Consider the following 26,038-nt stretch of genomic DNA (forward strand, 5'->3'; position numbering starts at 1 on the left):
CGCCTTGCCCAGGTGAGTGGATCAGGCATTGACGACTGAGGAGCCCTTCGGCCGGAGCAGGAACGCACCGGCGTACAGGAGGGCCGCGATGATCAGCAGGCCGTCGAAGCCGATGATCAGGGCTGCGTATTCGAGGCAGCCGCCGAGCATCGCGCCGAGCAGGTTGGCGCCGAAGCTCGCGGTGCCGTCCTCGGTGTCGGTGAAGCGCTTGGCGAAGATCACGTTCGCGGCGAAGATCGGCGTGAACGCGATCACCACCGCGACCAGCGCCCGCAACCCGACCGGCATCGAGAGCAGCCAGCTGTCCGGGAAGACCCAGCTGAGCAGCAATCCCGCGCCCAGGACGGCGTACATGATCTTCACCGGTGGGGTCTTGAACCGCCGCGTCACTTCGACAGCGGCCAGGACGGCGACCAGCACCCCGGCGAACACGATCGCGTTGACCACCCAGGTCGTACCGAACAGCAGCGCGAACCCGGTGATGCTCTTCGTCTCCAGCAACATGAACCCGGCACCGAGCAGGAACAGGTCGGTGTACGGCCGCATCCGCCGGTACGACGAACCGCCGCCCGCGATCCCGACGCCGATCAACCCGGCGAGCAGCACCAGCCCCAACGTGACCAGGTACAGCGACGGGATCCGATCGGTGAACAGGTAGAGGAACGGCCGGTTGTCCGTGGCCGGCGGCGGCGTGACCGCGCTCGGCCCGGTCCACGCGACGTTGCCGCAGGTCTGGTCGGCCTCGGTCAGTCCGACCGTGACCACGGCCTGCTGCAGATCGTCGCCGACCTTGTCCACACAGGGCTTGTGCCCGAAGGCCTTCTCCGCCGTCAGCGCGAGCCGGTCGATCAGCCAGGTCTCGCGGTAGTAGTTGTACATCGCGAACGCACCGCCCGGAGCGAGGTGCTCCTTCGCGCTCTCGAACGCCTGCTGGGTGAACAGGTAGCTCTCCAGGCGCAGCGAGCTCGCGCCGTTGACCAGCGTCAGCGAGTCCGGCAACGCCAGCAGGATCAGGTCGTACTTCTTGTCGGTCCCGGACAGGTAGGCCCGCCCGTCGTTGATGTAGGACGTGACGCGGGGGTCCTGGTACGGGTGGTCCGGGTGTTTGGCCTTGCCGATGTCGCGGATCCGCGGGTCGATCTCGACCGCGTCGACGTGCTCCGCGCCCTTCTTCAACGCAATCGCCACGTCGGAGCCCGAACCGGCACCGATGATCAGTACGTTCTTCGGCGTCTTGCCCGCGGCCGCGCGCTCATAGGGCAGTCCGTACTGCGGTTCCCACTGCAGCCGCGCGTCGGCCGGGATCGCCTGCTGGTGCGGTACGCCGTTCACCGTGATCGTCAGCAGCGGTACGCCCTGCCACTCGAACCCCGAGGTCTGCACCTTGTAGTACGGCGACCAACTGTTCTCCGGCCGCGTCGACTCGTGGAACAGCACACCGACCATCACCAGCAGCGGCACGGCCACCAGCGCGGCACTCAGCGCGGTCGCGGTCACCTTCTGTTGCGGCACCATCAGCGCCAGGAACGCGATCGTGACGATCGCACCCCACCAGATCGGCGGCGCTCCGAGGAACGACAGCGCGGTGAAGGAGACGATGCCGATCAAGCTGCCGATCAGGTCGAACCGGTACGCCGTCAGGCGCGGCAGCTCACCGAAGCAGCGGCCGACGAGCTCGGCCGGGCCGGCCAGGACTACCGCGGCGGCGACGAAGATGATCGGCAGGATCACCCAGGTCGGCGGACCGCTGGTCTCCAGGCTGGTGAAGTAGATGACGCTGGAGGAGCTGCCCCGGTTGACCGTCACCGGCTTCCACGCGATCACCGCGACGAGCAGGCCGAGCATGATCGGGGAGTAGTAGGGCAGTCGCTTCGCCCGGCCGGACCGCAGGATGCCGATCCCGATGCCGAGGAACGAGCCCAGCAGGACGAAGTTCGAGAAGTAGCTCAGGTGGACGACGTTGGACCCGGTCCACCGGATCAGCGCCAGCTCCAGGAACAGCATCAGTGCGCTGGACAGGACCAGGCGGGGTTTCACCGCGAGTGGACTGTGCCACCGGGGGATGCTGATCTGATCGGGTGTTGACGAGTCGACTGCCATGGGCGGCGACCATACCGGATCAGAAGTGGTCCACATCACCCTTGCCCCCGTTTTCGGCATCCGGTGGGGCTGGCGCGTTGACCCACCCGTGCTCGCGTTGGGTGCTGGCGCGTTGACCCCGCCCGAACCACAAGCGGTAGATCGCCGACCGTGTCCGACCCACCCGTGCTTTGCGCTCGGCAGCACCCGAGTTCGCAACTGCTTCATCCTTGGGGATCTCGGATCCGCACACCGAGCTTCCGCAGAGTCGTGCCGATCGTCTGTCCATTGAAGCCCAGCCGTTCGCCGATCCGGGCCGACGAGCAGCCCTCTTCGTAGAGCCGCGCGGCTTCGGCCACCTGGTCCGGGGTAAGCCCTCTCGGCCGGATCGTGACACCTCCCGCCCCAGGATCAGCCCAGCTGTATCCGGGTGGATGCCGAACCGTGCACCCAGGTTCCGTACGTGGTTGGTGGATCATCCGCCCAGTAGTCGCTCGACCAGTTGCAGTTCGCCGCGGAGTTGCTCCCTGGCCTGGCGGATGGCGAATTCGGCGCCTTCCATGACGGCACCTTCGATTGCGTCGTCCCCGCGGTCGAATGCGGCTTCGTCGGGATAGGGGAACTGAGCCCTGAGTGCGACAACCGCACCGCCCAAGGCGACGGCCACGAGCGGCTCGGGGGAGAACCATGGCAGGGGCGGGTCCTCCGGCCGATCGAGGTGGGGCGGCCACGGATCGATCCAGGGCTTGATCTCCGGCCAGAGGCGGTCGAAGACAGGGAAAAGCCATTCCAGGCTTTGGCACTGGCCGGCGGCCTTGCCCAGGACATCCCGCGCGTGGATGCCGATGTGGTAGAGGTCGACGATGCTGATTCGATCGAGAGAACGGTTTGGATCGTCCAGTGTCGCCTCGACGATGCGGGCGTCCCAGATGACGTCCCACCAGGATCTCCAGCGCATGCACGAGAGGCGCTCGGGTGTCGCGATCCAGACGGCAACATTGACGTAGTACTCACGGATCTTTGCCAGGGCGGCCTTGCCTGCCGCCGAGTAAAGGAATCCGATGTGCTTGCTGGGGTGAGTGCCCGGCGTTGCGAAGTCGTCGAAGCCCCCACCCTCCAGGATTCCGATCAGGTTCACGTTGACGAAATGGTGCCAGGTGGAATCACAGACCACTCGCCCCACTCGGGCCCGGTGGCCGTCGTACGTGCTGAGCAGCGGGAACCTGTGGGCCTGTGTCGGAAGTTTGGTCGGAGAGCCACCGATGTACCCGTCGTTGCCGGCCGGTACCCGACCCCAGGCGACGATCTCGGGGACGACCTGGCCGGAGCCGTCGGCCGCATCGGGATACTCTGGCGTGCCATCAGTTGCCGCGAGTGCGAGATTGTCCGGTGTACGGCATTCGCCTTCGTGCGGGTGGTCCGGGAAGACGTCGATGCGCCCGTATCTACTGCACAAGACGGGATGCGGATAGCGAGCGGCGCGCAGGATATGCACCCAGGCGGAATAGAGTTTGAGGTCGATCTGCTGCGGGATGTCGTCACTTTGGTCGCTGAACTGGCTGCCTGCATCATGACCGATCACGTTCGAATCGTTCCGCCGAACTCCGCCCATACTTACCTCGTCCTGGCCGGTAGGCCCGGCGAAGGACTGCCAGTGGCGCATGTTGCGCGCCCGGTCCACGGATCCGCCGAGGCCGCGGCCCAATGAACCGTGGTCGCCGGTGGCGAACAGGCCGCCACCGCGATTCATGTGCTCGGTGAGCTTGGCGAGTTCAGCATGACCGAGCCGGTCCACCGGGTAGGCGGCGGTGTTGTTCAGGCGGTTGGCGTACGACGAGCTGTGGAAGAAGGTCTCGATCCCGAACAGCCACACTTCGTCAAAGTCGTTGGGATCGAAGTGATCGGGGTTGTCGAATGCGAAGCCTTTGATACTGCGAGTGATCCCAGGTGCGCCTGCCATCACCTCGGAGTCCGTGGCGTTCGTTCTCAGGTGGGCCAGTGTGAGGTCGAACCTGACGTAGCTGCGCTGATCGTTGAGGAGCACGCCGACGAAGGTCGACAGACCAAAGTCCCCCTCGCCGAAGTTGAGTCCTCCGTCGGTGACGAGGAGTACGCGGACCGTGCAAGGGCGTCGCCAGGGCAGAATGATGCGGACGTCTTTGAGGTGCTTGGTGTGCCGCTCGTACGCAGCTTCCTCCAGCCAGGATCGCCTGGGCATAGAGGTATCTTGATCAGTCACTGTCCCCCCAAGTTTTGTGAACTGATTTCATTTGCACGATCCTCGGACGGTAATGGAGTGTCAAGGGGTGACCGCCGGGTCAAATGATTGATCATAATCAGCCAATAGAACGGACGAATCGGCTGAGTCCGGGTGAAATATCTGCGTCGAAGATCGTGAAATTCAATGACGGACGCACTCCGATTGTGATGCGGGAGCCGGCCGCGATCTTTTGGTTGTACTACGCCCGGACACCCGCCGCGATCGAACCTCCTGGGTCCACCGTGGAGACTTGTTGGCTGCGGACCAGAGGTTCGGCCTTGACCAAACTGCCAGTCATATGACAGGCGTGACAGTCATGTGACAGGTGACGTTGGCGAGCAATCCCCGCGGGCACGGGCAGCGGAGCTGCTCAGCAGCGAAGGACGGCGCACTCGGGACGATCGTCAGGCGCTGGACCGTCGATGAGAGTTGTCGCGGTCAGGTTCGATGGTTGGGGCGCGGATAGGCTGGTTGGATGCCGCGTGAAAAGTTGACCCGGGAGCAAATCGTCCAGGCGGCGGTTGCTGTCTTGGATGCCGAAGGTGTGGATGGTCTGAACGTGCGCCGGCTCGGGGCGGAGCTGGGTATGGCGTCGACGGCGATGTACTGGCACGTGAAGAACAAGGACGACCTGGTCGTGTTGGCCGGTGATCACGTGTGGCGTGAGATCGAGCTCCCTGACCCGGCCGACTTGGGGTGGCGCGCGGCAGCCGCTGCGGTGGCTGCCAGTACTCACGCGATGATCAGCAGGCATTTCTGGCTGGTGTCGACGATGAGCACCCACCTGATCTACGGCCCAGGCAAAGCACGGGTCGATGATCACTGCCTGGGAATCTATGAGACTGCGGGCTTCAGTCGCCAAGGTGCCGACCAGGCGGCCGCGACCATGCTGATGTTTGTCATCGGCGCAGCTCAGGGCGCAGCTTCCGAGCGGGCTTGGGAAGCCAGGCTGCGCAGGACGGGAGCCGATCACGAGCAGGAACTGCGCGACACCATCGACCAGGTCAACGGTGTCGCGCAGGGCTTTCCACGGCTGCGTGATCGATTGCTGACTACGAACCCGGAGGCGTCTTCGCCCGAGGACGACCCGTTCCAGTTCGGTCTGCGCGCTCTCTTGGATGGCCTGGAAGCGCGACTGACTACCGGAAGTGGACGCTCGCAGCCGTCGTCATGAGGAGAACGATCACTACTGCCGAGCCGACTGTCGTCAGCACGAAACGAACAATCTGCACCGGGCGGAGCCAGCTCGGGAACACTTTGCCGGCGACCTCGATGATCGCCCGCGCATCGATGTTGCGCACAGCGGGATCCTTCGATCGCTTGAAGGCTGCCTCGATGTAGCGGGTCGCGAACAGTTGCCCGGCCGTGATGAAGCCGCCGACGACGAGCAGAATTCCCGCGACCACCCACGAGGCGACTCTGGCCGGGCCGACTCCGGCCAGATCCAGGCCGGCCACGATGAACAGCACCGCCGCGATCCCGAAGGGGAACAGCGTCTCCAGCCCTGATTCCTTGAACTGCACGCGATGTTGTGCCAGTACCTCGCTCGGGAAGCCCTGCCTGGCCACCTCGTGTTCAGCGGCACGTTCAGCGGCGTCGCCGTGGCGGTAGGCGACCAACGGGATCAGACAGAAAGTCAGACCGAGCACGCTCAGCAAGACAGCTGTAACTATGACCGTAACGGGCATGCGCAACTCCTCGACAGAGATTTTAACTTAGTTCAATAAGTCACGATAGAGAGGCGGTTGAACTAAGCGCAAGTCTGTGACGCTCTCTCCGTCAGGCCGTTGCCATCCGGCCCCTGTCGCGCGACCTAGGCCCACCATAGGATTTATTGGCGCTAGCTGCCACTGAGTCAGTGAGTGACAAAAAGTGGTAGAGTGGCTGATGTTGGCATGACCCTGTCTAGAGGAGATGTATGAGCGCGATCGACGGGATGGACCTCGGGCGCTTCGGGATCTGGACGTTTGATCTCGAGTTCCAGCCGGCGAGCCTGATGCGGGAGTCCGTGCAGGAACTTGAGGAGCTTGGCTGGTCGGCGTTCTGGTTTCCTGAGGGTGCTGGGCGCGAAGCGATGACCCAGGCCGGGTTTCTGCTTTCCAGTACCGAACGTATGACTGTCGTCAACGGCATCGCGAAGATCGGGGCTCGCGAGCCGCGCTGGACTCAGGGTGCGGCGGTGTTGCTGGCCGACGCCTACCCTGGCCGTCATCTGCTCGGCCTCGGTGTCGGGGACCCGCGACTGAAGCCGCTCCAGGCGATGGGCGAATACCTCGACGACCTGGATGCGACGGTCAGCGCCAATCCCCAGCCTCGGACGCCGGTACGCCGGCTGCTCGCGGCGTACGGCCCGAAGATGCTCGAATTGGCCCGCGATCGGGCCGACGGCGCGCACACGTACCACGTGACTGTGGGGCACACGGCGCAGGCGCGGGAAGTGCTGGGCGCCAAGCCCTTCCTCGGCGTCGAGCAAGCGGTGCTGTTCGAAACCGACGCGGACGTGGCACGCTCGATCGCGCGCGAGCACCTCCACATGTACTTCACGCAGAAGTACAACATCGCCAAGTTCCTGCGCCTGGGCTACACCGAGGCGGACATCGACGGCGGCCGCGGCAGCGACCGGCTCGTTGACGACCTCGTCAGCTGGGGCGACCTCGACACCATCGTCGGCAAACTGCACGACCACCTCGACGTTGGCGCCGACCACGTCGCCATCCAGGTGCTCGGCACCGAGCCAGGACACTCGACCATGCCGCACTGGCGGCGGCTCGCTGCGGCACTGCTCCCGCAGCGAACCGCCGCGTAGACAGGGGAAACTACCAACGGCGTTAGGGTGCCTGAGGTCCACACGTTGCAAGGGAGGTGGAATTGGAATGCCCAGCGAGCAGAGGGCGGGAGCCCAGTCAGCGGCCACGCGAACAGGACGTCCGCCGCTCACCGAACGGCGTAAGACTGAGACCCGCCTGGAGGTCGCGCGCTCGGCGGTACGTCTGTTCCTCGCCAAGGGGGTCGCGGCCACTTCCGCTGAGGAGATCGCCGAGGCGGCCGGCATCTCCTCCCGCACGCTGTGGCGGTACTTCCCGACCAAAGAAAGCTGCGTCACACCCCTGCTGACCGGCGTGATCGAGCTCATCGCGCAGTTCTTGCAGTCGTGGCCCAGCGATCAGAGCATGGCCGAAGTGTTCGACACGATAGGACTGCACGACAACGTCGCCGATCGGACGACGATGGTGAACCTGGTGCGCTTGACCAGGACCGAACCGGGCCTGCGCGCGGTATGGCTGGAAGCGCACCGGCACGCCGAGTCGGCGTACGCCGAAGCGCTCGCTCGCCGCGCCGGGCTGCCCGGCCCTGATCTGACCGTCGCCGTGCAGGCCGCGATGATCACCACCGCTCTGCGGGTGGCCACGGAGTACTACGCGTTCAACACCGACCACGCCGACGCTGAAACACAGGACTACGAGGTGGCGATGCGTGAGGCGCTGCTGATCGCCGCCCGCACCTTCTCGTCTTGAGAGACAGCCGATCAGGTGCACCGGCGACCACCCGCGCAAGTACAGGTGGTCGCCGGGGCTGTCAGTAGGTCAGTGGGCCAGGAGGCAGCCGGCCTTGTTCAGGTCGAGGGTCCGGGTCGCCGACAGGCAGGTGTAGAACCACCAGGTCTGCTGGCCGTACGCCGCGCCCTGCTGGACGGTGATGTTGCCGTTCGCGTCGACCTCGCACGGGTTGTTCAGCGTGCAGCTCGCGCCGTCCTCGTTGCTGGTGTTGTTCACGCCGATGACCTCACCGGTGGAGGTGCTGACGATCGGCGAACCCGACGTACCGCCGATGATCTCGCAGCCCGGCTGGCGGTACTTGATCGAGCTCTTGAACACCCAGCCGCCTTCGCGCAGTTCGGGGATGGTGCTCTGCACGGAGCAGGTGTAGATCCGCTTCCAGTAGCCGGACACGACCGCCATCCCGGCGCCGTTCGCGGGAGCGGTCTTGGCCAGCGTCAGCGGGGTGACGTTCAGCCGGGTCTTGATCGCGGCGTAGGTCTCGGTCAGCCGGTACAGGGTGACGTCGGTCTTGGTCATCGTCGAGTAAATGACGCGGTTGGCCCGGACCGTGCCCGCGTTGGCCGAGGTCGGCTTGAGCAGCGTGAACGAGCGGGTGGAGGACCGGTTGGTGATCACCACGCCGGGGCCGGGCATGCCGCCCTCGTAGCAGTGGCCGTTGGTGAGGATCATCGCCGAGTCGGTGGACAGCGATTCGGCGTACCGGACGAGTGAACCGGAGCAGTTGCTGAGTGCCGCGATGCCGGTGTAGTCGGCGCCGGGTGCGGCGACAGCGGCCGGGGCGGAGGCCTGTGGTGAGACCTCGACGGCGAGGGCCTGGCTGCTGCCGAGCAGCGCGGCACTGAGCGCGACGGTGGTCGCGGCGAAGGTACGGAACAGTCTCATGGGCGGTTTCCTGTCCTCACTGAAGGTGCTTGCGATGGGCGGCGCAAGCAGGCCGTAGCCGGCCCAGGACTCTTCGTATCCGATCAACCCCTCGCCCGGCCATCACATGTCGATGAAAACTTCCCTGAATGCCGCAGTGCAGGGGTAAACCTGCGGCAACCGCCCGGTCGCCCCGCGGTCACTCAGGGTATGAACGCACGTCGGCGCCTTCGGTGGGTGAGGAGACTGTTACCCTTCGTCTCCGGATCCGCCCGACTCGAACCAAGACTCCGCCTGGTACGTCGTACTGGAATAGGAGTGGGGAACAGGAGGCATGTCGGCGCGCCTGAGAAGGTGGTGTCGTCCATGCCACGGGAGAACGGAAGGATCTATGCCGCAGGACAAGCAGGACCTGCGCAGTCTCAGCGAGCCGGTGCGGTTCAAACGCGCCCTCACGTTGCTGCTGATGACCTTGCTGCTGCCCGGATCCGCGCAGATCGCGGCCGGCAGCAAGCGGGCGGGCCGATGGGCCTGGCGGGTGCTGGCGGGGATCGTGGGGATCATCGTCTTCGTGATCGTGCTCGGCCTGATCTGGCGGGCCGGCGCGATCAACCTGATGGTCTCGCCGACCACGCTGCGGTTCATCCAGATCCTGCTGATCCTGCTCGCGATCGGCTGGGCGGCGCTGTTCGTCGACGCCTACCGGCTCGGCCGGCCGCTGACGCTGGAGCGCAACCACCGGCTGGCCACCAGCATCCTCGACGGCGCGCTGATCGTCCTGGTCGTCAGCGCACTGGTCTGGGGCAGCACGATCGTGTCGACCCAGCGCGACTTCGTCGCCTCGGTGTTCGGCAACGGCGAGAAGTCCGAGGCCGACAAGGGCCGGTACAACGTGCTGCTGCTCGGTGGCGACTCGGGCGCCGACCGGATCGGCACCCGGCCGGACAGCATCACGCTGGCCAGCGTCGACGCGAACACCGGCCGGACCGTACTGATCGGCCTGCCGCGGAACATGGCCAAGGTGCCGTTCCCCGCTGGTACGGCGATGAACAAGCAGTTCCCCGACGGCTTCAAGTGGAAGGACTGCGCCGAGAACTGCCTGCTGAACGGCGTCTTCACGTATGCCGCGGGCCACCCGGCGCTGTTCCCCGGCGACCCGAACCCCGGCGTCACGGCGACCAAGCAGGCGGTCGAGGCGGTCACCGGGCTGAAGGTCAACTACCACGTACTGATCGACCTGGCCGGCTTCCGCGACCTGCTGAACGCGGTCGGCGGGATCACCCTGGATGTCGGCAAACGGGTCCCGATCGGTGGCATCGGATCACCGATCAAGGGCTACATCGAGCCGGGGGCGAACCAGCATCTGGACGGCTACCATGCCCTCTGGTTCGCGCGGTCGAGGGCCGGTGCGACAGACTACGAGCGGATGACCCGGCAGAAGTGCGTGATGACGGCGATGCTGAACCAGTTGTCGCCGCAAACGGTGCTGACCAAATTCCAGGGCATCGCGAAGGCGAGCAAGAAGGTGGTCAACACCGATATTCCGGCCAGTGACCTCGGTACCTTCACAGACCTCGCGCTGGACGCGAAGAAGCTGCCGGTGTCAAGCTTCTCCGCGGTCCCGCCACTGATCAAGACCGGCAACCCCGACTTCGCGCTGATCCGGACATCGGTCGCCGCGGCGATCGGAAAGTCAGAAGCGCTGGACAAGTCGTCCGATGACGGAGACGGTAAGAAGACGAACGCACCGAGCACCACCAGTACCACCACGAAGAAGCCGAGCAGCACCAGCACCACGCCCGGCAAGAGCAGCACGACCCCGTCCAAACCCGGCAACGACGTCGAAGACGTCGCTTCGATCTGTAAGGCCTGACCTGAACATGTCCTTGTCTTCCTGGCCCCCTGTCTCCGTCGTGATGCCGGTGCTGAACGAGGAACGCCACCTCGAAGAGGCGGTCGGCCGCGTCCTCGACCAGGAGTACCCCGGCGAGCTCGAGCTGGTCCTCGCGATAGGTCCGAGCAAGGACATGACCCAGGCGATCGCGGATCGGCTGGCCGAGGCCGACAAGCGGATCACGATCGTCGCGAACCCGTCGGGCAAGACGCCGTCGGGGCTGAACACCGGGATCGCGAACGCCCGCCACGACATCGTCGTCCGGGTCGACGGGCACGGCGTGCTGACCCAGGGCTACATCACCCGCGCGGTGGAGGTGCTGCACGAGAGCGGCGCCGACAACGTGGGCGGCGTGATGGCGGCCGAGGGCCGGACGCCGATCGAGATGGCCGTCGCCTGCGCCTACCGGTCGCGGCTCGGTCTGGGTGCCTCTACGTTCCACCAGGGTGGCAAGGCGGGCCCGGCGGACACGGTCTACCTCGGCGTCTTCCGGCGGGCCGCGCTGGAGCGCGTCGGCGGCTTCGACGAGTCGATGCACCGGGCGCAGGACTGGGAGCTCAACTACCGCATCCGCAAGACCGGCGGGCTGATCTGGTTCAGCCCCGACCTGTCGGTGACATACCGGCCGCGCTCGTCGCTGAAGGACGTCGCCAAGCAGTTCTTCCACACCGGCCAGTGGCGCCGCGAGGTCATCCGCCGCCACCCGGAGACCGCCAGCAAGCGCTACCTGGCCCCGCCGGTCGCGGTGGTCCTCCTGGCGCTGGGCACGATCCTGGGCATCGTCGGCCTGGCCACCGGCTCCGCCATCCTCGACCTGGGCTTCCTGGCTCCGCTGGGTTACGCCCTGCTCCTGGTGTTCGGCTCAGCCATGGAGGGCCGGTACCTCCCCTGGAAAGCCCTCTTCTGGCTCCCCTTGATCTGCGCCACCATGCACATCTCCTGGGGCCTCGGCTTCCTGATAGGCCTCCAGGAGCGCCCTGCACCGCCAGCCACCGCACCTGGCGCACCTGCCTCCGCCTAGTAGCTGCCTTCGGGTTATCTACCGGCGGTTGCTTCGCGGGTGTAGGCGTTGACTACCTCGCGGACGTCGCCGTCCATGCGCAGGATTCCTTTGTCGAGCCAGAGGGCTCGGTTGCAGGTGTCGAGGACTACGTCGAGGCTATGGCTGACCAGGAAAACGGTGCCGGCCGCGGATCTGAGGTCTTTGATCTTCTGCTCGGATCTCACCCGGAACTCGGCGTCGCCCGTCGCCAGCGCCTCGTCGACGAGCAGGATGTCGTGGGTCTTGGCGGAGGCGATCGCGAATTTCAGCCGGGCCGCCATCCCGGACGAGTACGTCGACATCGGCAGGTCGATGAAGTCGCCGATACCGGAGAACTCGACGATCTCGTCGTACCGGGCGGTGATCTCGGCCGGTGACATCCCCATCGCGAGGCAGCCGAGGACGACGTTGCGGTCGCCGGTCAGGTCGTTCATCATCGCCGCGTTGACGCCGAGCAGCGACGGCCGCCCGCCGGTGTAGATCGCGCCCGACGCCGGCGGCAGCAGCCCGGCGATCGCGCGCAGCAGCGTCGACTTGCCCGACCCGTTGCGCCCGATCACGCCGATCGCGTCACCCTTGTACGCCGTGAAGGTGACGCTCTTGACCGCGTGCACCTCGCGGATCGTCGGCCGGTCCTGACGCTTCAGGATCCGCCGGAACGCGGTCGCCGCCGTCCCCTTGCCGCCCTGCCCCGCGATCACCTTGTAGATGATGTCGACGTCGTCCGCGATGACGGTCGGAATCTGCTCAGCCACGGCCGTACCGGTCCTCCGCGCGCCAGAAGAACACGAACCCGCCGATCAGTACGACGACCGCCCAGCCGGCCGCGATCGGCCAGGCGTTCGGCAACGCGTTGCGCTCGTGGTCCTCGAGCAGCGCACGTCGTACCAGGTCGATGTACGCCGAGATCGGGTTGAGAGACAGCAGGTGGATCACCCACCCCGGCGCGTCCAGGTCGCGGAGCTTGTCGGGGATCGAGAAGAAGATGCCGGAGGCATACAACCAGGTCCGGGTGACGAACGGCAGCAACTGGCTGACGTCGGACACGAAGGTGCCGATCCGGGCGAAGATCAGCGTCATGCCAAGGTTGAACATCGTCTGCAGGAGCAGCGCCGGTACGACCAGGAACCAGCGCCAGCTGAGCCCGTCGGACACCCCGACGAGGACGAACAGGATGCCCATCGAGACGGCCATCTGGTTGAGCTCGTTGACCACGTAGGCCAGTGGCAGCGTCGCGCGCGGGAAGTGCAGCGTGCGGATCAGCGACATGTTCAGCGCGAGCGCACGCGACCCCTCGGTCATCGAGCGCTGCGTGTAGGTGAACACGAACATGCCGCAGATCAGGAAGGCGGCATAGTTGTGGATACCGTTCTTGGTGCCGAGCAGGACGCCGAACGCCAGGTAGTACACGGCGGCGTTCATCAGTGGTGTGAGCACCTGCCAGACAGAGCCGAGTCGCGCACCGGCGTACAGGGCGTACGTGCGGGCCCGTGCGTAGCTGACGATGAACTGCCGGCGTCCCCAGAGCTCCCGCAGGTAACCGCCGAGCGGTGGCCTCGCGGAGCTTTTGGTCAAGCCATGTCGCTCTGCCAGCGCCGCCAGGTCGACGGTCTCGGCCGGCCCGGCCGCGTTTGACATGCGGGCCAATCTATCCGCCCCGGGTCGGCTGGTTCGCATCGGCGCACCTTTGTCGCGACCTCATCGCGTCGGCGCCCCGGGTCCTGTCGCGGTGGACCCTGATGGGCCGTAGCGTGGGCGGGTGAAGCAGAGCCGCCCTTCTGATCTGTCCGAGGAAGAACTCGGATTCCGTATCCGTGGACCAGTGCGCTGGCTGCTGCCGTCCGTCCTGGCCAGCATCGGCATAAAGGCTGTCCTGTCAGGCATCTTCGGTGCGTACGCCGATAAGCGCGAACTCCAGAGTTCGTTGCCGGCCGACGGCTACCAGCACGGTACGGACGAGTTGTGGTTCGACTTCGTGGCCGATCTGGGAGACGGGTTCGACGCGACGTACACGGTCGCCTCGTTGCTGGCTGCCCCCGCTTTGGAGCCGGTCGACGGGTTGCGCCTGCCGCGCGCTTCACTGCTGGTGATGGGTGGCGACGAGGTCTACCCGGCCGCATCGTCGACGGCGTACGAGGACCGTACGAAGGGCCCGTATCGCGCCGCTCTGCCGGAGCCCGCCGACCCGCCCACTCTGTTTGCTCTGCCGGGTAACCACGATTGGTACGACGGCCTGACGGCGTTCCTGCGGGTCTTCGCCCAGCAACGCCCGGTCGGTGGCTGGAAGACCGAGCAGGGCCGCAGCTACTTCGCGATCGAACTCCCGCAACGCTGGTGGCTCGTTGCCATCGACACCCAATTCGGCGGCTACATCGACGCGCCGCAGTTGGCCTACTTCCGTGCTGCGCTGGCCGGGATGCAGGCCGGTGACGCAGTGATTCTGTGTACGCCGACGCCCGCGTGGGTGCATGCCGGGGCGGGCGGTGACACGCACGAGTACGACACCATCCGCTTCTTCGATCGCGAGATCATCAAGCCGCTCGGCGGCGTAACGCGCGTGATGCTGTCCGGCGACTCGCATCACTACGCCCGATACTCCGAACGCGACGGTAGTGGCCAGCGGATCACCAGTGGCGGGGGAGGCGCGTTCCTTTCGGCGAGCCATCTCTTGCCTGCGGAGCTGACCTTGCCGCCGAAGGTCTCGCGCGTTGCCGACGTCAACGAGGTCGCGACCTTCGACCAGGTTTCGACCTACCCGGATGCCAAGGAATCGAAGCGTCTCGCCAAGGGCATCTACAAGCTCCCTTTCCGGAACCCTGGCTTCTGGGGCCTGACCGCCGGCCTGCAGACCGTGCTCGCGCTGCTGGTTCAGTTCGGCCTTGCGGGGGAATCTCAGGGGATCTTCGGCGTGATGGCCGCTTGGACCCCGGCTGCCTTCGGTGTGGTCTTCACGATCCTCGCCGGAGTCCTCTTCGCTCGCTTCGGGCTGAAACGCAGCGGCCTGGCCGCTGGCGTCGCCGGGTTCCTGCATTCCCTTGCCCACTTGGCGTTGATGCTCGCCTGGGCTGCTGTCCTCTTCCGCTTGAGTCAGTCCGCCGCTGACTGGATAACAGTCCTGGTAACGCTGCTGGTGACACCTGTCGTAGTCGGCTTCGTCGACGCCGAACTAGTTGCCGCGTACCTCCTGATAGCCGGCAAATTCGGCTTCAACATGAACGAACTCTTCGCCGGCCAAAGCATCGAGGACTACAAGGGCTTCCTGCGCCTACACATCAACCGCGCGGGCGACCTCACCATCTACCCCCTGAAAATCCCCAAGGTCTGCCACGACTGGAAAGCCGACCCCACAGCCTCCCCGGAAACCCCGTGGCTCATCCCCAACGGCCCCACCCTCCGAGCCACCCTGATCGAACCCCCGATCGAGGTCCCCCGAGGCACCACCCTCCCCGGCACCGACACCACCGCCGTCCTCTAACTCAGATCCGGTCGTCCAGGTAATGAGATGACTCCCCGGGGTCACGGGAAAAAGTTAAGTTTGTCTATCTGCTTACTCGACTTTCACTGGAGGTTCAGACCATGAGCGTGACCGATGAACTGCTTGCCAACGCCGAGCAGTACGCGGCGACCTTCGACAAAGGCGACCTCCCGTTGCCTCCCGGCAAGCGCGTCGCCATCGTGGCTTGCATGGACGCCCGCCTGAACCCCTACGGCCTTCTCGGCCTCAATGAGGGTGACGCTCACGTCATCCGCAACGCCGGTGGTGTGATCACCGCCGACGAGCGCCGCAGCCTCGCCATCAGCCAGCGCCTGCTCGGTACCAAGGAAATCATCCTGATCCACCACACCGACTGCGGCATGCTGACCTTCACCGACGACGGCTTCAAAGCCGACATCCAGGCCGAGACCGGCCTCAAGCCCGACTGGTCCGCCGAAGCCTTCTCCGACATCGACGAAGACGTCCGCCAGTCTCTCCAGCGCATCGCCGCCGATCCCTTCATCCCGGTCAAGGACTCGGTTCGCGGCTTCGTCTACGAGGTGGAGACCGGCCGCCTCCGCGAAGTGAAGAACTAGCCCACCTACCACCACGAAGGCCCGGGCAGACATTGCGATCTGTTCTCGGGTCTTCGTGTCTTCACGTCGCCGGCGAGGATATTTCGGCTGACGATATATAGTCGGCGCAGAGAGCTTCTGATTCCTGTGCCGGCTACCTGAAGGAACACGTCCCTGCGATGAGGCAACCGTTCAAACTGGCGATCGCTTTCGTCGTGCTCTATCTGCTCGCGGTCTGCACCCCCTACGGCCAGTCTGTCGAGAACAGGCCCGGGGGGTTCGCCTCTGAGACCTGGGTCTTCCACATCCTGTACTCGGTCGGCCCGCCGCCGTTGCGGTTCGAAGGTCCCATCTTCGTCATCGGGGTCATCCTGATCGTCGGTGTCGCCGTACTGCGCAGGCAGTGGTGGCTCGCCGTCGCGGGAGCCTTCGTGCCGGTTGCCACGGCCGCCGCCAGCTACCTCCTGAACCGGATGATCCTTCCCCGGCCGGACATCTCCAACGCGCCGGAGAGCCTGATGGAGGTGAGCTTCCCCAGCGGCCATGTCGCTGTCACTGCAGGGGTCGCGGCCGGCGCCATCCTCGTCTCCACTCCACGAGCCCGCCCGTACGTCGCCGCGGCGGGTGTTCTCTGGCTGGCGTTCGTCGCGGCCGCGGTGCAGAACCTGGGCTGGCATCGTCCCAGCGACGCGATCGGGGCGACCCTGCTCGCGTGCATCGCGTACCTGGTTGCCGCCCATCTGTTGCCGGCAGCAACGCGACCGGCGACGCAAGTACGGACGACGCCGGTACTGGGCCTGGTACCGGCCCTTGCGATCGCAGCCGTGGGGGCGACCCTGGGCGCAGGGCGGACCGGCTACATCCCCGAAGCGGTCGTCACCGCCATCGTGGGCGTGCTGTGCGCGGTCATCCTCTGGTCCACTGTCCAGCGGGGCGTCCGGAACTCGTCCGGCATCGTGGTTGCCGTCGTGCTGGTGCTCGCCATCGTGTCCGCGGTCGGCGTCGACTACTGGCGCAAGCACTCCGAGGTGAACCTCGACAGCGGCCGGCCGGAGCCTGCGGTGATCACCGGCCCGGGGACCGCCGGCAAGGGAGTGACGGTAGGCAAGCGAGGTGCCGATACGAACATCGACTTCTATCTGGCCTTCAGCTGCCGGCCCTGCGCGGAGTTCGAGAAGGCGACCGGCAGCACGCTCGATCCGCTGCTCGAGAACGGCACGGTCACCGTCACGTACTGGCCGGTCGTCTCCGGCGACTCGGACCAGCGGCTGGCCACCTTGTTCGCCGCGGCCGCCGCCAACGGCAAGGCCTCCGGTTTCCTGCACGCGGTCTACGGCGACTCCGAAAAGGCGTGGACCGACGACCAACTGGCCGAGCTCGGCGACAAACTCGGGTTGCCGAAGGACACGTTCGCCACGGCGCTGAGAACGAACAGCTACGGCAACTGGTTCAAGAGCATCGACGAGACCACAGTCGAGCGCCAGATCACCGAGCTCCCGGCAGTACTCGTGAACGGCAAGAAGCTGCTCGGCGACCAGGTCACCGTGGACAACCTGAAGTCCGCCCTCGGCTGACGAACAAGGGCTACGGTGTCAGGTACGCCCAGACCTTTGCCGGATGGACGAATGGAGCTTCGATGACGGCGAGTCCGGAGCAGTCACTGCGAGAATGGGTGCCGGTGGAGCATCGCCGGTTCGGGCTCGATCGGCGGACGTTCAAGCCCGGGTTGATCGCGCTCGGCGTGGCGCTGGTACTGATCTACGGGTTGCAGGGATTGAACGCGGCGATCCCGTGGCGCAACGAGATCCAGGCCGGTCAGGTGCTCGACCTGGGCGCCGGCGCGACCGCGGTGCCACCGGTCGGGTGGCAGCTCGAGAGTGGCACGCTGACCGGCGGATCCGGAGCGAGCGCGACGAATCTCCAGGTGCTCCTCGCCTCCGGTGGCGCGAGGATCGAGTTGATCGGTACGACGTACAACGGCAGCGCGGTCGCGTTCCTGGAACAGGTGCTGCGGTCGCAAGGCGATTCGCCCCAGGTGTCCGCCGGGCGGGGCACGCTGACCACCGACGCGGGCCTGGTCGGGGTGGTGGAAAGCCGAACAGGTCCCACTGGTGACGGGACCGACGTCGCATTCAAGATGGCCGTCGGCGACAGCCAGGCGGTCGACGCGGCTCCGGCACTGCTCGTCCGGGTCCGGACCGCGGCGGGCCAGCTCGATCGGTACCAGAACGAGGTCGACGCCTTGCTGCGCAGCATCAAGCCGGGGGTGGCCCGATGACCGCCGTACCGCAGGAGCGGGCAGCACAACTCGACGCGATCGAACAATCCGGCTGGGGTCAGCCGTACCGGTTCCTGCAGCCGCACAACCTTGCCTTCTGGGTGTACCTGCTGGGTGTGGGTGGCGGTCTACTGACGATGCTGCGGTACTTCGGTGCCGGTGCGCCCTTCTACGCCCAGGCGCTGACCGGCGGCGTCGTACTCTTCGGGCTGTATCTCGTTCCGTGGCTGCTGCTCTTGCGGCATCACAACCGCTTCACCGCACAACCCGCCGGGCTGCTGGCCACCGGTTTCGTCTGGGGCGGAGTCGCCGCGACCTTCTGGATCGCGCTACCGGCCAACACGGCCCTGCAGGCGATCTGGGCCAAAGTCGGCGGTACTTCGTTCGCCGCCGACTGGGGAGCCGGGCTCACGGCGCCGATCAACGAGGAATGGGGCAAGGCGCTCGGCCTGGTCCTGCTGATCGGCCTGGCGCCCCGGCTGGTGCGCAGTGCCTACGACGGCTTCATCATCGGCGCCTTCATCGGCCTCGGCTTCCAGGTCTTCGAAGACGTCCTGTACGTCTACAACGGCGCCACCCAACTGTTCGGCGTCGATCAGTTCGGATCCTCGCTCCGGGTCTTCGTGGTCCGTGGCGCCGCCGGGATCGTCTCGCACGCACTGTTCAGTGCGATCTTCTGCGCCGGCCTGATGTGGCTACTCGGCCGGACCCGCGGTGAACGCAACCGCCTGCGCGGCGTGCTCACCATGTTGATGGCGATGACCTTCCACTTCGCCTGGGATGACATGAGCGGCATCAGCAGCGGGGGCGTCTGGGCGGCGGTCCTTCCCTTCGCCATCGCAGCCGTCGAACTGATCGCTGTCTTCTACGTACTCCGCCACGCCGCCCGCCAGGAACGCGCCTGGATCCGCGCCCTCCTCAGCCCAGAGGCCGAGGCCGGCACCATCGACCCGGCCCTCCTCGACGCCGTCTCCGGTCTCCGCAAAGACCGCAGGAAGTACCGAAAACACCTCCATCACCGCACCAAGGCCAACCATCTGCTCGAAGCCACCAACGACCTGGCCCGAGAAATCGCCACTGCCCAGGGCACCGAAACCCCCCGCGTCACCCACGCACGCTCAGAGATCCTCCGCCTCCGCAACAAGCGCCAGTCCTAGGCATCGACCCTGAAGGGATCGTGCTCGGCGAGAAGCTTGTCCAAGCGGGCCTGGTCCACCCGGTTGGTGACGACCGAGAGCTCTTGCCGATCCCGCACAACTTTGCAGAGGGTGACGGTCGAGGTAACCAGGTAGAGAAGCCCAAGAGCCAGAAACGCACGAATCCACCCGGCGGCGGGCAGATAGACGATGGCGATGGTCATCGCAGTCATCGAGATGCCGAAGGACGCGATCGCCTGGAGGTAGAAGGCGGAGGTCTGTGAGGGCTGGATCGGTTTCGTCATGGGCTCATCGTCGGCGCGGGGACGGGCGCCGCGCATGAGATGAACTACTCAACGCGACCGGGGAGTACTGACGGCTCATGCCCCGCGTGCATCAGAGCCGCTCGACGCCGTAGCCGTCGAGCTCACCGGGCTCGAAGCGACACAGGCCAGCACTCCACCAGAACTTTCCGCCCGGATCACCCTGAAGCTTGTACTGGCGATCGCCGTAGAGAGCTGCCCATCCGGATCCCGACAGCCCGAGAAGGCGTATGTCGGGACTCTCGGGTGGATCCTCGAGCCTCCAGATGGATATGCAGCCGTCCGAGACACTACAGGCGAATGTACGCAAATCCGGCGAGAACGCGGCCGCGCTTAGCTCGCCCCGCTCGACCATCTTGCGAACCATCACTACAGGGCTGATCCGGACGGCGAAGAGATTGCCTAGCCTAGAGGGGAGGAATCGTAGCCAGCGACGTCTCCTCGCCGGGCTGATATCCCACGCCTGCACGATCCCGTCGTCGCCAGCACTGGTTATCCGTGCATCATCGGGGGACCAGGCGACCGCCAGGACGGAGCTGCGGTGGCCGGTGAGCGTGGCCACGACGCTGCCCGAGTCGATATCCCAGAGCCGTACCAGGTGGTCGTGACCGGCGCTGGCGAGCCGGGCGCCATCCGGGGACCAAGCCAACGCCAGCACCCAGCGGCTGTGGCCGATGAGCATGGCCACGACGCTGCCCGAGTCGATATCCCAGACCCGCACCAGGTGGTCGTGACCGGCGCTGGCGAGCCGGGCGCCATCCGGGGACCAGGCCAGCGTCCGGACCCAGTTGGTGTGGCCGGTGAGCGTGGCCACGACGCTGCCCGAGTCGATATCCCAGACCCGCACCAGGTGGTCGTCGCCGGCGCTGGCGAGCCGGGCGCCATCCGGGGACCAGGCCAGCGTCCGGACCCAGTCGGTGTGGCCGGTGAGCGTGGCCACGACGCTGCCCGAGCCGATATCCCAGACCCGCACCACGCTGTCGCCGCCGGCGCTGGCGAGCCGGGCGCCATCCGGAGACCAAGCCAAGTCGAGCACGGGGCCGCTGTGGTTGGTGAGCGTGGCCACGACGCTGCCCGAGCCGATATCCCAGACCCGCACCACGCTGTCGCCGCCGGCACTGGCGAGCCGGGCACCATCCGGAGACCAAGCCACCGTCCGCAGCGAGACGGTGTGGCTGGCGAGCGCGGCCACCGCACTGCCCGAGCCGACATCCCAGATCCGCACCACGCTGTCGCCGCCGGCACTAGCGAGCCGGGCACCGTCGGGGGACCAGGCAACCGCCCGAACGGAGCTACGCTGGCCGGGGAGGGTAGTCACCATACTGCCTGAGCTGACATCCCAGATCCGCACCACGCTGTCGTCGCCGGCGCTGGCGAGCCTGGCGCCATCCGGAGACCAGGCCACCGTCCACACCCAGCGGCTGTGGTCGGTGAGCGTGGCCACCGCACTGCCTGAGCCGACATCCCAGATCCGCACCACGCTGTCGTCGCCGGCGCTGGCGAGCCTGGCGCCATCCGGAGACCAGGCCACCGTCCGCACCCAGTCGGTGTGGGCGGTGAACGTGTCCACCACGCTGCCCGAGCCGACATCCCAGACCCGCACCACGTGTTCCATGCCGCCGCCCGCGAGCCGGGCACCATCCGGAGACCAAGCCACCGCCTCAATCCATCCGCTATTGCCCTTGAGCGTGGCCACCGCATTGCCCGAGCCGACATCCCAGACCCGCACCACGCTGTCGTCGCCGGCGCTGGCGAGCCTGGCGCCATCCGGAGACCAGGCCACCGTCCGCACCCAGTCGGTGTGGGCGGTGAGCGTGGTCACCCCACTGCCCGAGCCGATATCCCAGATCCGCACCACGCGGTCGTGACCGGCGCTGGCGAGCCTGGCGCCATCCGGAGACCAGGCCACTGCCAACACCGAGCCAGCGTGACCGACCAATGCCGTGATCTGGACGAGGGTCTCGAGATCCCAGATCTCAACCTGTCTTCCGCGGGCAAGCGCGATCAGATCGAAATGAGGATTCCAGGCGAGCGCCACCACGCCAGCAAGAGCGGAGCCCGTCTGCAGCCGGGGTATCGCCGACGGCATTGCCGCTCCCCATCCATCTATCTCAACCCCATCAGGCAAGGCCGCACCGTTGAGTCGAGAACGTTGCCACTTGGCGCCGCCGAGCTGCGCTTGTCGGAGATCCGCGCCGATTAGGGACGCACCGTCCAAACGGCTGCCGGTGAGGTCGGCGCCTCGCAGGGAGACGCGGTCCAGGCGCGCACCCACCATCGTGCAGTTCGAAAGGTTGGCGCCGCTGAGATCGCTGCCGGCAACGAAGTGGGCATCGGTCAGGTCGGCACCCTCGAAGTCGACGCCTGCCAACAGGTCATCCGTGCCGAACACCTGCCCGTGGAGATCCTCTCCGCGATAGTCGCGAAATCGGACGGGGCCCGCGAGGCCCGCAGCCTGAAAGTCCTTGAGGAGGGCTCGGGCGTTGCGCTTGCTCCAGTCGCTCATGCTGAGTCGTCCGTAAAGCGAGCGACCCAGTCCATGGCCTCGGCGGGGGCCAGGTCGCGGAGGAAACGGATGGTCAGCCCGGTCAGCTGAGCTTCGCCGAGCTTGTCGTAGTCCTGCTCGCGAAGAATCGCGGCGAGCCGGCTAGCGAGCAGGAACTCCCAGACGGATTGGTGGGCGAATCGCCATTGGCGCTCGTCGATCTGCAGGAGCGTCCGGCCACCGAGCAGTTGGGCGGCTTGGTCGAGGGTCAGATCGTAGCGAGGGAGATCCAGCTTTCTGGCGACCCGGTGAAGGGCGTCTTCATTGACGTCCCGGTCGCCACCTCGCCAGAGTTCGAGCGCGAGTTCCTCCAGTGCGCGCTGCCGCACCTCAGGCGGGACCTTGCGCTCGTCATCCGGGTCCACCTTGTCGGCCTCTTCGGTCAGCCACCTCCGGACCAGCTTCTGATAGAGGTCGGCGGCCTTGAGGGTCGTCCCGGCCGGCGCGGCCTCGATCTCCTTGATCGACAAGTCCTCGACCATGAACGAGAGCATGCGCGGCGTCTTGGCGAGATCGGGCAGGTTGTCGACCCCATGGAGCGCCTGCATCCAGCGGTCGGCGGTTTGCTCTGCGACGGCGTCGCCTTTCAGAGTGAACCAGCGGGTGAGGAAGTTCCGCTGCTGGGAGTCGTCGAACGGCTCGAGTTGGTACACCCGGCCCTCATGGACGGTCCGGAGCGAGTCGAACAGCTTGCTCGTGGCCTCGTCCGTACTGCGGAAGTGGTTCGGCCTGGTAGTCAGGAGGACCTTCGCTCGCCCCCGCAGGGCCTGAATGAACGTCTGAAGCTGTGCGGCCGCGTTCTGGTAGCCGACGCGAACGGCGAACTCGTCGTACCCGTCGATGAGCAATGCGAGCGAACCGGCCTCCAAGCTGTGCTCGAAGCGGTCGATGTTGAACGCCGACCGGCTCGGGATCATCACGCTCGAGACCATCTCGCCGATGGTCTCGCCCTTGTCGCGGTTCCGCAGACTGATGACGATCGGGGTGATCGTCACCCAGTCGTTGGTCACCATCTGATAGGCGAGCTTGCGGACCAGGAAGGACTTCCCGTAGCCCGCATCGCCGAGGATGAGGAAGAACCGGCCTTCCTCGTCGAGGACTCCGTCGTAGATCTCGCCCAGCATGTCCGTCTGAACATCCTGGCTCGCCTTACCCCACCGGTCGATGGCGCGGAACCGTTGCGGCATGTACAAGTCCTGCCGGTACAACGTGTCGGACTCCAGTTGGGATCGCAACCAGTCTGAATAGGCCCTGGGTTCGAGCAGATCGTTGTACTCGACGATGGTCTTGATCTGCACACCGCGCCTGCGCGCCTCCGCCCGTAGGGGCGGATCGTCCGGTCCGTTGTAGACCACCACGAAGTCAGTACCAGCGCGCTCGCGCAGCGGGCTGAACACCAACTCCTCGAACCGATCCAGCGTCGCCGCGTCGAGTGGCCGATCGAGGATGCCGACGCAGCGTCGTGGCGCTGCGGGGCGGACCACCATCAGGTAGTCGAGTGGCGGGTTCCCCTTCTTCCGCCGGTCGATCGAAGCCTCGCCGACATCCCGCCGAGTCACGTACTCGATGCGAGTGACCAAGTCGTCCAGCGGCAGACCGATCTCAGGACGGTCTCGCTCACGACGATCATGGACTGCGGCCTCCGACAAGGGCGGCCCTTGCCAGCCTGGCGGCTGGAAATCCCTGGTGACGTGCCAGTGATTACCGTCCGGACTAATGCGGGTATCAGCGATCCACTTCTCAGCCTGCCGATCCCACTGCCGTGCCCACCGGGAAAGCCGGTCCGGTTCGAAGTGCAGAATCTGGTACTGGTTGGGCACCTCGGCCGGCCGCCAGTTGGAGTCGATGGCGCTCGACCCGGTGGCCAGCACAAGGGTGTTGTCCGCCAGGCGATCCTCCTTGCCGGCATGCGTATGGCCGTGGAGCAGTACGTCCAGCCGAGGTCCGACGATCCTGGTCAGTTGGTCGGCATCCTGGAGATTCTCGTTGTCAGCGACGTCACCGCGACGCGGGTTGTGATGAACGACCCCGATCCTGAGCACGTCGTCGATCTCACCGAGGCGATCGTTGAACCAGTGAAGCTGCTCCCGGCCGCACAAGCCATAGTGATCGTCTTCGACGTGGCTCTCTTGGATGGTCGAGTTGAACGCCGCGACAACGACCCGCAGGTCTTCGAACGAGTGCAGGCGATACGGCTGTTCCTCGGTGAACGCCGTGGCTCCATGCAGGGCCGCAACGAACTCCTGATAGCGAGACCATTTCTTGGTGTACGGCCGCTTCGGGGCGACCCCCTCCTCGGCGCACTCCTCGAAGTAGATCTTGCTCTTGTGCCAACTCACGTCGTGGTTACCGGGCACGACGACTACCCGATCGCGCCCCAGACCGGTTTGCTGACAAAGGACGTCGATGAAGGCAAGCGCTTGCTCGTACTCCGGTTTCAGACTTCTCTCGGTGATGTCACCGGAAAGAATGATCAGATCGATCGGCGGAATCGGCTCCGACAGGCCAGCGAGATCCCGCACCAGCGCGCTGGCGAGAGAATCGACCCCCTCGCCGAAATGGTGATACTGGCCGAACTGTGTGTCCGAGATATGCAGGACTGTCACGCCCTGCCTGCCTGTTCCCCCATGCACCTTCGCGGCCCCCTCATGATTCGCCTCGCGCCCCCCCTCGGCGTCCCGAAGGTGCCGAAGGGGGTCAGCCTTGCCGACCCCGGCAACCATGCGCAACCCGTCGAGCCCGCAGGTTCGAGTCCTTCGGGTGTTGCGGGGTGGTGGCGCGGGAGCTTCGGGCGGGGGCCGTACCGTTGGGTGGGTGAATACCTTGGCGCGGCGGCTGGACTCCGTTCAGCGGCGGCGTCGGCGGCTTGGGTTTCCGTTGTCGGTGGTTTACAAGTTTTTTGATGATCAGGGCAGTTATCTTGCGGTGATCGTCACGTACTACGCGTTCGCGGCGATCTTTCCGATGTTGCTGATCTCGTCGTCGGTGCTCGGCTTCTTTCTGCAGGGAAACGAGGATCTGCAGAAGGCCGTGCTGGAGTCGGCGCTCAAGGAGTTCCCGATCGTCGGCACCCAGCTCGCGACGCCGCAGGGGCTGCGGGGGAGTACGCCGGCGGTGATCGTCGGAACGCTGGCGGCGATCTACGGCATCATCGGGCTCGGGCAGGCGGTACAGAACGCCGTCAACGTGACCTGGGGAGTTCCCCGCAACGGCAGGCCGAACCCGTTCCGCGGCCGGCTCCGGTCCGGGGCGCTGCTCACGCTGGCCGGTCTCACCGTGCTCAGTTTCGCGACCCTCACCGTTCTGGCCGGTAGTCAGGCGTCGCTTTCCGGTGAGGGCATGGGCTGGCTCGTCTCGATCGGCTCCGTGCTGGTCCTGACCGCCATGCTGACCCTGTGTCTGCGCCCCGGCAGCAGACCGCGGCCGAAGTTCCGGAAGATCCTTCCCGGAGCGTTCTTCACGGCGCTCGGCTGGCACTTGCTCGAACGCCTCGGCGGTATCTACGTCAACGACGTACTGGCCAAGGCCAGCGAGGTGAACGGTGTGTTCGCGCTGACGCTCGGGCTGATCGGGCTCATCTACGCGGCGTCGGTGATCGCCGTGATCGGCGCCGAGCTGAACTCGGTGATCGCGCACCGGCTCTACCCGCGCTCGCTGCTGGCCCTCTTCACCGACTCGGCCGTCGACCTGACGCCGGCCGACCATCGCGCCTACGCCATGTACGCCCAGGCCCAGCGGCATAAATCGACCGAGACGATCCAGGTCACCTTCAAGCCAAAGCCGAAGCCGAAGTCGAAGTCGGACCAAGATCCGGACCCAGAGCCGTCCCACGATCCGGATCCACCTGCCGAGTCGTGAACGAACGAGCGCCCGCCGAAAGCAAGGCGGGTTCTCATGGTCGTCGCAACACCTTGATTTGAGGAGTTGCGGCGGCCATGTCGTTTGTGGAGGACTTTGAGTGTCACGGTGATGCGTTGTTGCGGTTGGTGGATGCGGGGGTTTCGGTTACG

The 26,038-nt window shown here is 66.0% G+C and carries 21 protein-coding genes; 11 read left to right on the forward strand and 10 right to left on the reverse strand.

Annotated elements, in window-relative coordinates; all coding sequences use genetic code 11:
* Window positions 1-21: 21 nt before the first annotated feature.
* The 3 genes from G3I17_RS33860 to G3I17_RS33870 form a co-directional block, all read right to left on the reverse strand.
* Entirely contained in the window at window positions 22-2,037 is a 2,016-nt protein-coding gene (locus G3I17_RS33860; protein ID WP_203591132.1) for a spermidine synthase, read from the reverse strand.
* A 266-nt stretch (window positions 2,038-2,303) separates the two neighbouring features.
* Complete coding sequence (locus G3I17_RS42345) at window positions 2,304-2,438, reverse strand: helix-turn-helix transcriptional regulator (protein ID WP_164602325.1); 135 nt, start codon at window positions 2,436-2,438, stop codon at window positions 2,304-2,306.
* A 116-nt stretch (window positions 2,439-2,554) separates the two neighbouring features.
* Window positions 2,555-4,297 (reverse strand): hypothetical protein, encoded by a 1,743-nt coding sequence (locus tag G3I17_RS33870; RefSeq protein WP_164602327.1) that lies wholly within the window; start codon window positions 4,295-4,297, stop codon window positions 2,555-2,557.
* 517 nt (window positions 4,298-4,814) lie between these two features.
* Here G3I17_RS33870 and G3I17_RS33875 point away from each other — a divergent pair.
* Window positions 4,815-5,513 (forward strand): TetR/AcrR family transcriptional regulator C-terminal domain-containing protein, encoded by a 699-nt coding sequence (locus tag G3I17_RS33875; RefSeq protein WP_164602328.1) that lies wholly within the window; start codon window positions 4,815-4,817, stop codon window positions 5,511-5,513.
* On the opposite strand, the gene G3I17_RS33880 is transcribed toward G3I17_RS33875, so the two are convergent.
* Window positions 5,479-6,027, reverse strand: a complete 549-nt coding sequence (locus G3I17_RS33880; RefSeq protein WP_164602330.1) for a hypothetical protein — start codon at window positions 6,025-6,027, stop codon at window positions 5,479-5,481. The two genes, G3I17_RS33875 and G3I17_RS33880, sit on opposite strands and share 35 nt — an antisense overlap.
* 230 nt (window positions 6,028-6,257) lie before the next feature.
* On the opposite strand from G3I17_RS33880, the gene G3I17_RS33885 reads away from it, so the two are divergent.
* Window positions 6,258-7,145: a TIGR03620 family F420-dependent LLM class oxidoreductase gene (locus G3I17_RS33885; RefSeq protein ID WP_203591133.1), complete on the forward strand. Its 888-nt coding sequence runs from the start codon at window positions 6,258-6,260 to the stop codon at window positions 7,143-7,145.
* A 67-nt stretch (window positions 7,146-7,212) separates the two neighbouring features.
* Complete coding sequence (locus G3I17_RS33890; protein WP_164602332.1) at window positions 7,213-7,854, forward strand: TetR/AcrR family transcriptional regulator; 642 nt, start codon at window positions 7,213-7,215, stop codon at window positions 7,852-7,854.
* Between the two features lie 69 nt (window positions 7,855-7,923).
* Here the strand turns inward: G3I17_RS33890 and G3I17_RS33895 are convergent, their stop codons facing one another.
* A complete protein-coding gene (locus tag G3I17_RS33895; protein ID WP_164602334.1) occupies window positions 7,924-8,781 on the reverse strand; it encodes a serine protease in 858 nt (285 codons plus the stop codon).
* A 370-nt stretch (window positions 8,782-9,151) separates the two neighbouring features.
* Here G3I17_RS33895 and G3I17_RS33900 point away from each other — a divergent pair, with 370 nt between their 5' ends.
* Window positions 9,152-10,633: an LCP family protein gene (locus G3I17_RS33900; RefSeq protein ID WP_164602337.1), complete on the forward strand. Its 1,482-nt coding sequence runs from the start codon at window positions 9,152-9,154 to the stop codon at window positions 10,631-10,633.
* A gap of 7 nt (window positions 10,634-10,640) precedes the next feature.
* Complete coding sequence (locus G3I17_RS33905; RefSeq protein WP_164602339.1) at window positions 10,641-11,675, forward strand: glycosyltransferase family 2 protein; 1,035 nt, start codon at window positions 10,641-10,643, stop codon at window positions 11,673-11,675.
* A gap of 14 nt (window positions 11,676-11,689) precedes the next feature.
* Here the strand turns inward: G3I17_RS33905 and G3I17_RS33910 are convergent, their stop codons facing one another.
* Window positions 11,690-12,451: an ABC transporter ATP-binding protein gene (locus G3I17_RS33910; protein ID WP_164602341.1), complete on the reverse strand. Its 762-nt coding sequence runs from the start codon at window positions 12,449-12,451 to the stop codon at window positions 11,690-11,692.
* The gene (locus G3I17_RS33915; RefSeq protein ID WP_164602343.1) at window positions 12,444-13,334 is read right to left on the reverse strand and encodes an ABC transporter permease; all 891 of its coding nucleotides are present in this window, start codon (window positions 13,332-13,334) and stop codon (window positions 12,444-12,446) included. The genes G3I17_RS33910 and G3I17_RS33915 overlap by 8 nt, the downstream gene beginning before the upstream one ends.
* Before the next feature lie 121 nt (window positions 13,335-13,455).
* Here G3I17_RS33915 and G3I17_RS33920 point away from each other — a divergent pair, with 121 nt between their 5' ends.
* The 5 genes from G3I17_RS33920 (at window position 13,456) to G3I17_RS33940 (ending at window position 19,181) form a co-directional block, all read left to right on the forward strand.
* Complete coding sequence (locus G3I17_RS33920) at window positions 13,456-15,171, forward strand: metallophosphoesterase (RefSeq protein ID WP_203591135.1); 1,716 nt, start codon at window positions 13,456-13,458, stop codon at window positions 15,169-15,171.
* A gap of 101 nt (window positions 15,172-15,272) precedes the next feature.
* A complete protein-coding gene (locus G3I17_RS33925; RefSeq protein WP_164602345.1) occupies window positions 15,273-15,767 on the forward strand; it encodes a carbonic anhydrase in 495 nt (164 codons plus the stop codon).
* A gap of 158 nt (window positions 15,768-15,925) precedes the next feature.
* Entirely contained in the window at window positions 15,926-17,320 is a 1,395-nt protein-coding gene (locus G3I17_RS33930; RefSeq protein WP_164602347.1) for a thioredoxin domain-containing protein, read from the forward strand.
* A gap of 62 nt (window positions 17,321-17,382) precedes the next feature.
* Window positions 17,383-18,024 carry a hypothetical protein gene (locus G3I17_RS33935; protein ID WP_164602349.1) on the forward strand — a complete coding sequence of 214 codons (642 nt, stop codon included), beginning with the start codon at window positions 17,383-17,385 and terminating at the stop codon, window positions 18,022-18,024.
* A complete protein-coding gene (locus G3I17_RS33940) occupies window positions 18,021-19,181 on the forward strand; it encodes a PrsW family intramembrane metalloprotease (protein ID WP_164602351.1) in 1,161 nt (386 codons plus the stop codon). The genes G3I17_RS33935 and G3I17_RS33940 overlap by 4 nt, the downstream gene beginning before the upstream one ends.
* On the opposite strand, the gene G3I17_RS33945 is transcribed toward G3I17_RS33940, so the two are convergent.
* The 3 genes from G3I17_RS33945 to G3I17_RS33955 all read right to left on the reverse strand — a co-directional run bounded on the left by G3I17_RS33945 (window position 19,178) and on the right by G3I17_RS33955 (window position 24,634).
* Window positions 19,178-19,465 carry a YiaA/YiaB family inner membrane protein gene (locus tag G3I17_RS33945; protein ID WP_203591136.1) on the reverse strand — a complete coding sequence of 96 codons (288 nt, stop codon included), beginning with the start codon at window positions 19,463-19,465 and terminating at the stop codon, window positions 19,178-19,180. The genes G3I17_RS33940 and G3I17_RS33945 overlap by 4 nt on opposite strands.
* A gap of 91 nt (window positions 19,466-19,556) precedes the next feature.
* The gene (locus tag G3I17_RS33950; protein ID WP_164602355.1) at window positions 19,557-21,989 is read right to left on the reverse strand and encodes a pentapeptide repeat-containing protein; all 2,433 of its coding nucleotides are present in this window, start codon (window positions 21,987-21,989) and stop codon (window positions 19,557-19,559) included.
* The gene (locus tag G3I17_RS33955; RefSeq protein ID WP_164602357.1) at window positions 21,986-24,634 is read right to left on the reverse strand and encodes a metallophosphoesterase; all 2,649 of its coding nucleotides are present in this window, start codon (window positions 24,632-24,634) and stop codon (window positions 21,986-21,988) included. The genes G3I17_RS33950 and G3I17_RS33955 overlap by 4 nt, the downstream gene beginning before the upstream one ends.
* Before the next feature lie 208 nt (window positions 24,635-24,842).
* On the opposite strand from G3I17_RS33955, the gene G3I17_RS33960 reads away from it, so the two are divergent.
* The gene (locus tag G3I17_RS33960; RefSeq protein WP_164602359.1) at window positions 24,843-25,886 is read left to right on the forward strand and encodes a YihY/virulence factor BrkB family protein; all 1,044 of its coding nucleotides are present in this window, start codon (window positions 24,843-24,845) and stop codon (window positions 25,884-25,886) included.
* Window positions 25,887-26,038 lie beyond the last annotated feature (152 nt).

The organism is Streptomyces sp. SID13031, from assembly GCF_010548305.1.
GTDB lineage: Bacteria > Actinomycetota > Actinomycetes > Propionibacteriales > Kribbellaceae > Kribbella.

Bases quoted from the DNA above. Each gene is read 5' to 3' on its own strand.
- G3I17_RS33925 (WP_164602345.1), top strand. From the start codon at position 15,273: ATGAGCGTGACCGATGAACTGCTTGCCAACGCCGAGCAGTACGCGGCG.
- G3I17_RS33930 (WP_164602347.1), top strand. From the start codon at position 15,926: ATGAGGCAACCGTTCAAACTGGCGATCGCTTTCGTCGTGCTCTATCTG.
- G3I17_RS33935 (WP_164602349.1), top strand. From the start codon at position 17,383: ATGACGGCGAGTCCGGAGCAGTCACTGCGAGAATGGGTGCCGGTGGAG.
- G3I17_RS33950 (WP_164602355.1), bottom strand. From the start codon at position 21,989: ATGAGCGACTGGAGCAAGCGCAACGCCCGAGCCCTCCTCAAGGACTTT.
- G3I17_RS33905 (WP_164602339.1), top strand. From the start codon at position 10,641: ATGTCCTTGTCTTCCTGGCCCCCTGTCTCCGTCGTGATGCCGGTGCTG.
- G3I17_RS33940 (WP_164602351.1), top strand. From the start codon at position 18,021: ATGACCGCCGTACCGCAGGAGCGGGCAGCACAACTCGACGCGATCGAA.
- G3I17_RS33900 (WP_164602337.1), top strand. From the start codon at position 9,152: ATGCCGCAGGACAAGCAGGACCTGCGCAGTCTCAGCGAGCCGGTGCGG.
- G3I17_RS33890 (WP_164602332.1), top strand. From the start codon at position 7,213: ATGCCCAGCGAGCAGAGGGCGGGAGCCCAGTCAGCGGCCACGCGAACA.
- G3I17_RS33885 (WP_203591133.1), top strand. From the start codon at position 6,258: ATGAGCGCGATCGACGGGATGGACCTCGGGCGCTTCGGGATCTGGACG.
- G3I17_RS33945 (WP_203591136.1), bottom strand. From the start codon at position 19,465: ATGACGAAACCGATCCAGCCCTCACAGACCTCCGCCTTCTACCTCCAG.
- G3I17_RS33915 (WP_164602343.1), bottom strand. From the start codon at position 13,334: ATGTCAAACGCGGCCGGGCCGGCCGAGACCGTCGACCTGGCGGCGCTG.
- G3I17_RS33875 (WP_164602328.1), top strand. From the start codon at position 4,815: ATGCCGCGTGAAAAGTTGACCCGGGAGCAAATCGTCCAGGCGGCGGTT.
- G3I17_RS33895 (WP_164602334.1), bottom strand. From the start codon at position 8,781: ATGAGACTGTTCCGTACCTTCGCCGCGACCACCGTCGCGCTCAGTGCC.
- G3I17_RS33880 (WP_164602330.1), bottom strand. From the start codon at position 6,027: ATGCCCGTTACGGTCATAGTTACAGCTGTCTTGCTGAGCGTGCTCGGT.
- G3I17_RS33870 (WP_164602327.1), bottom strand. From the start codon at position 4,297: ATGCCCAGGCGATCCTGGCTGGAGGAAGCTGCGTACGAGCGGCACACC.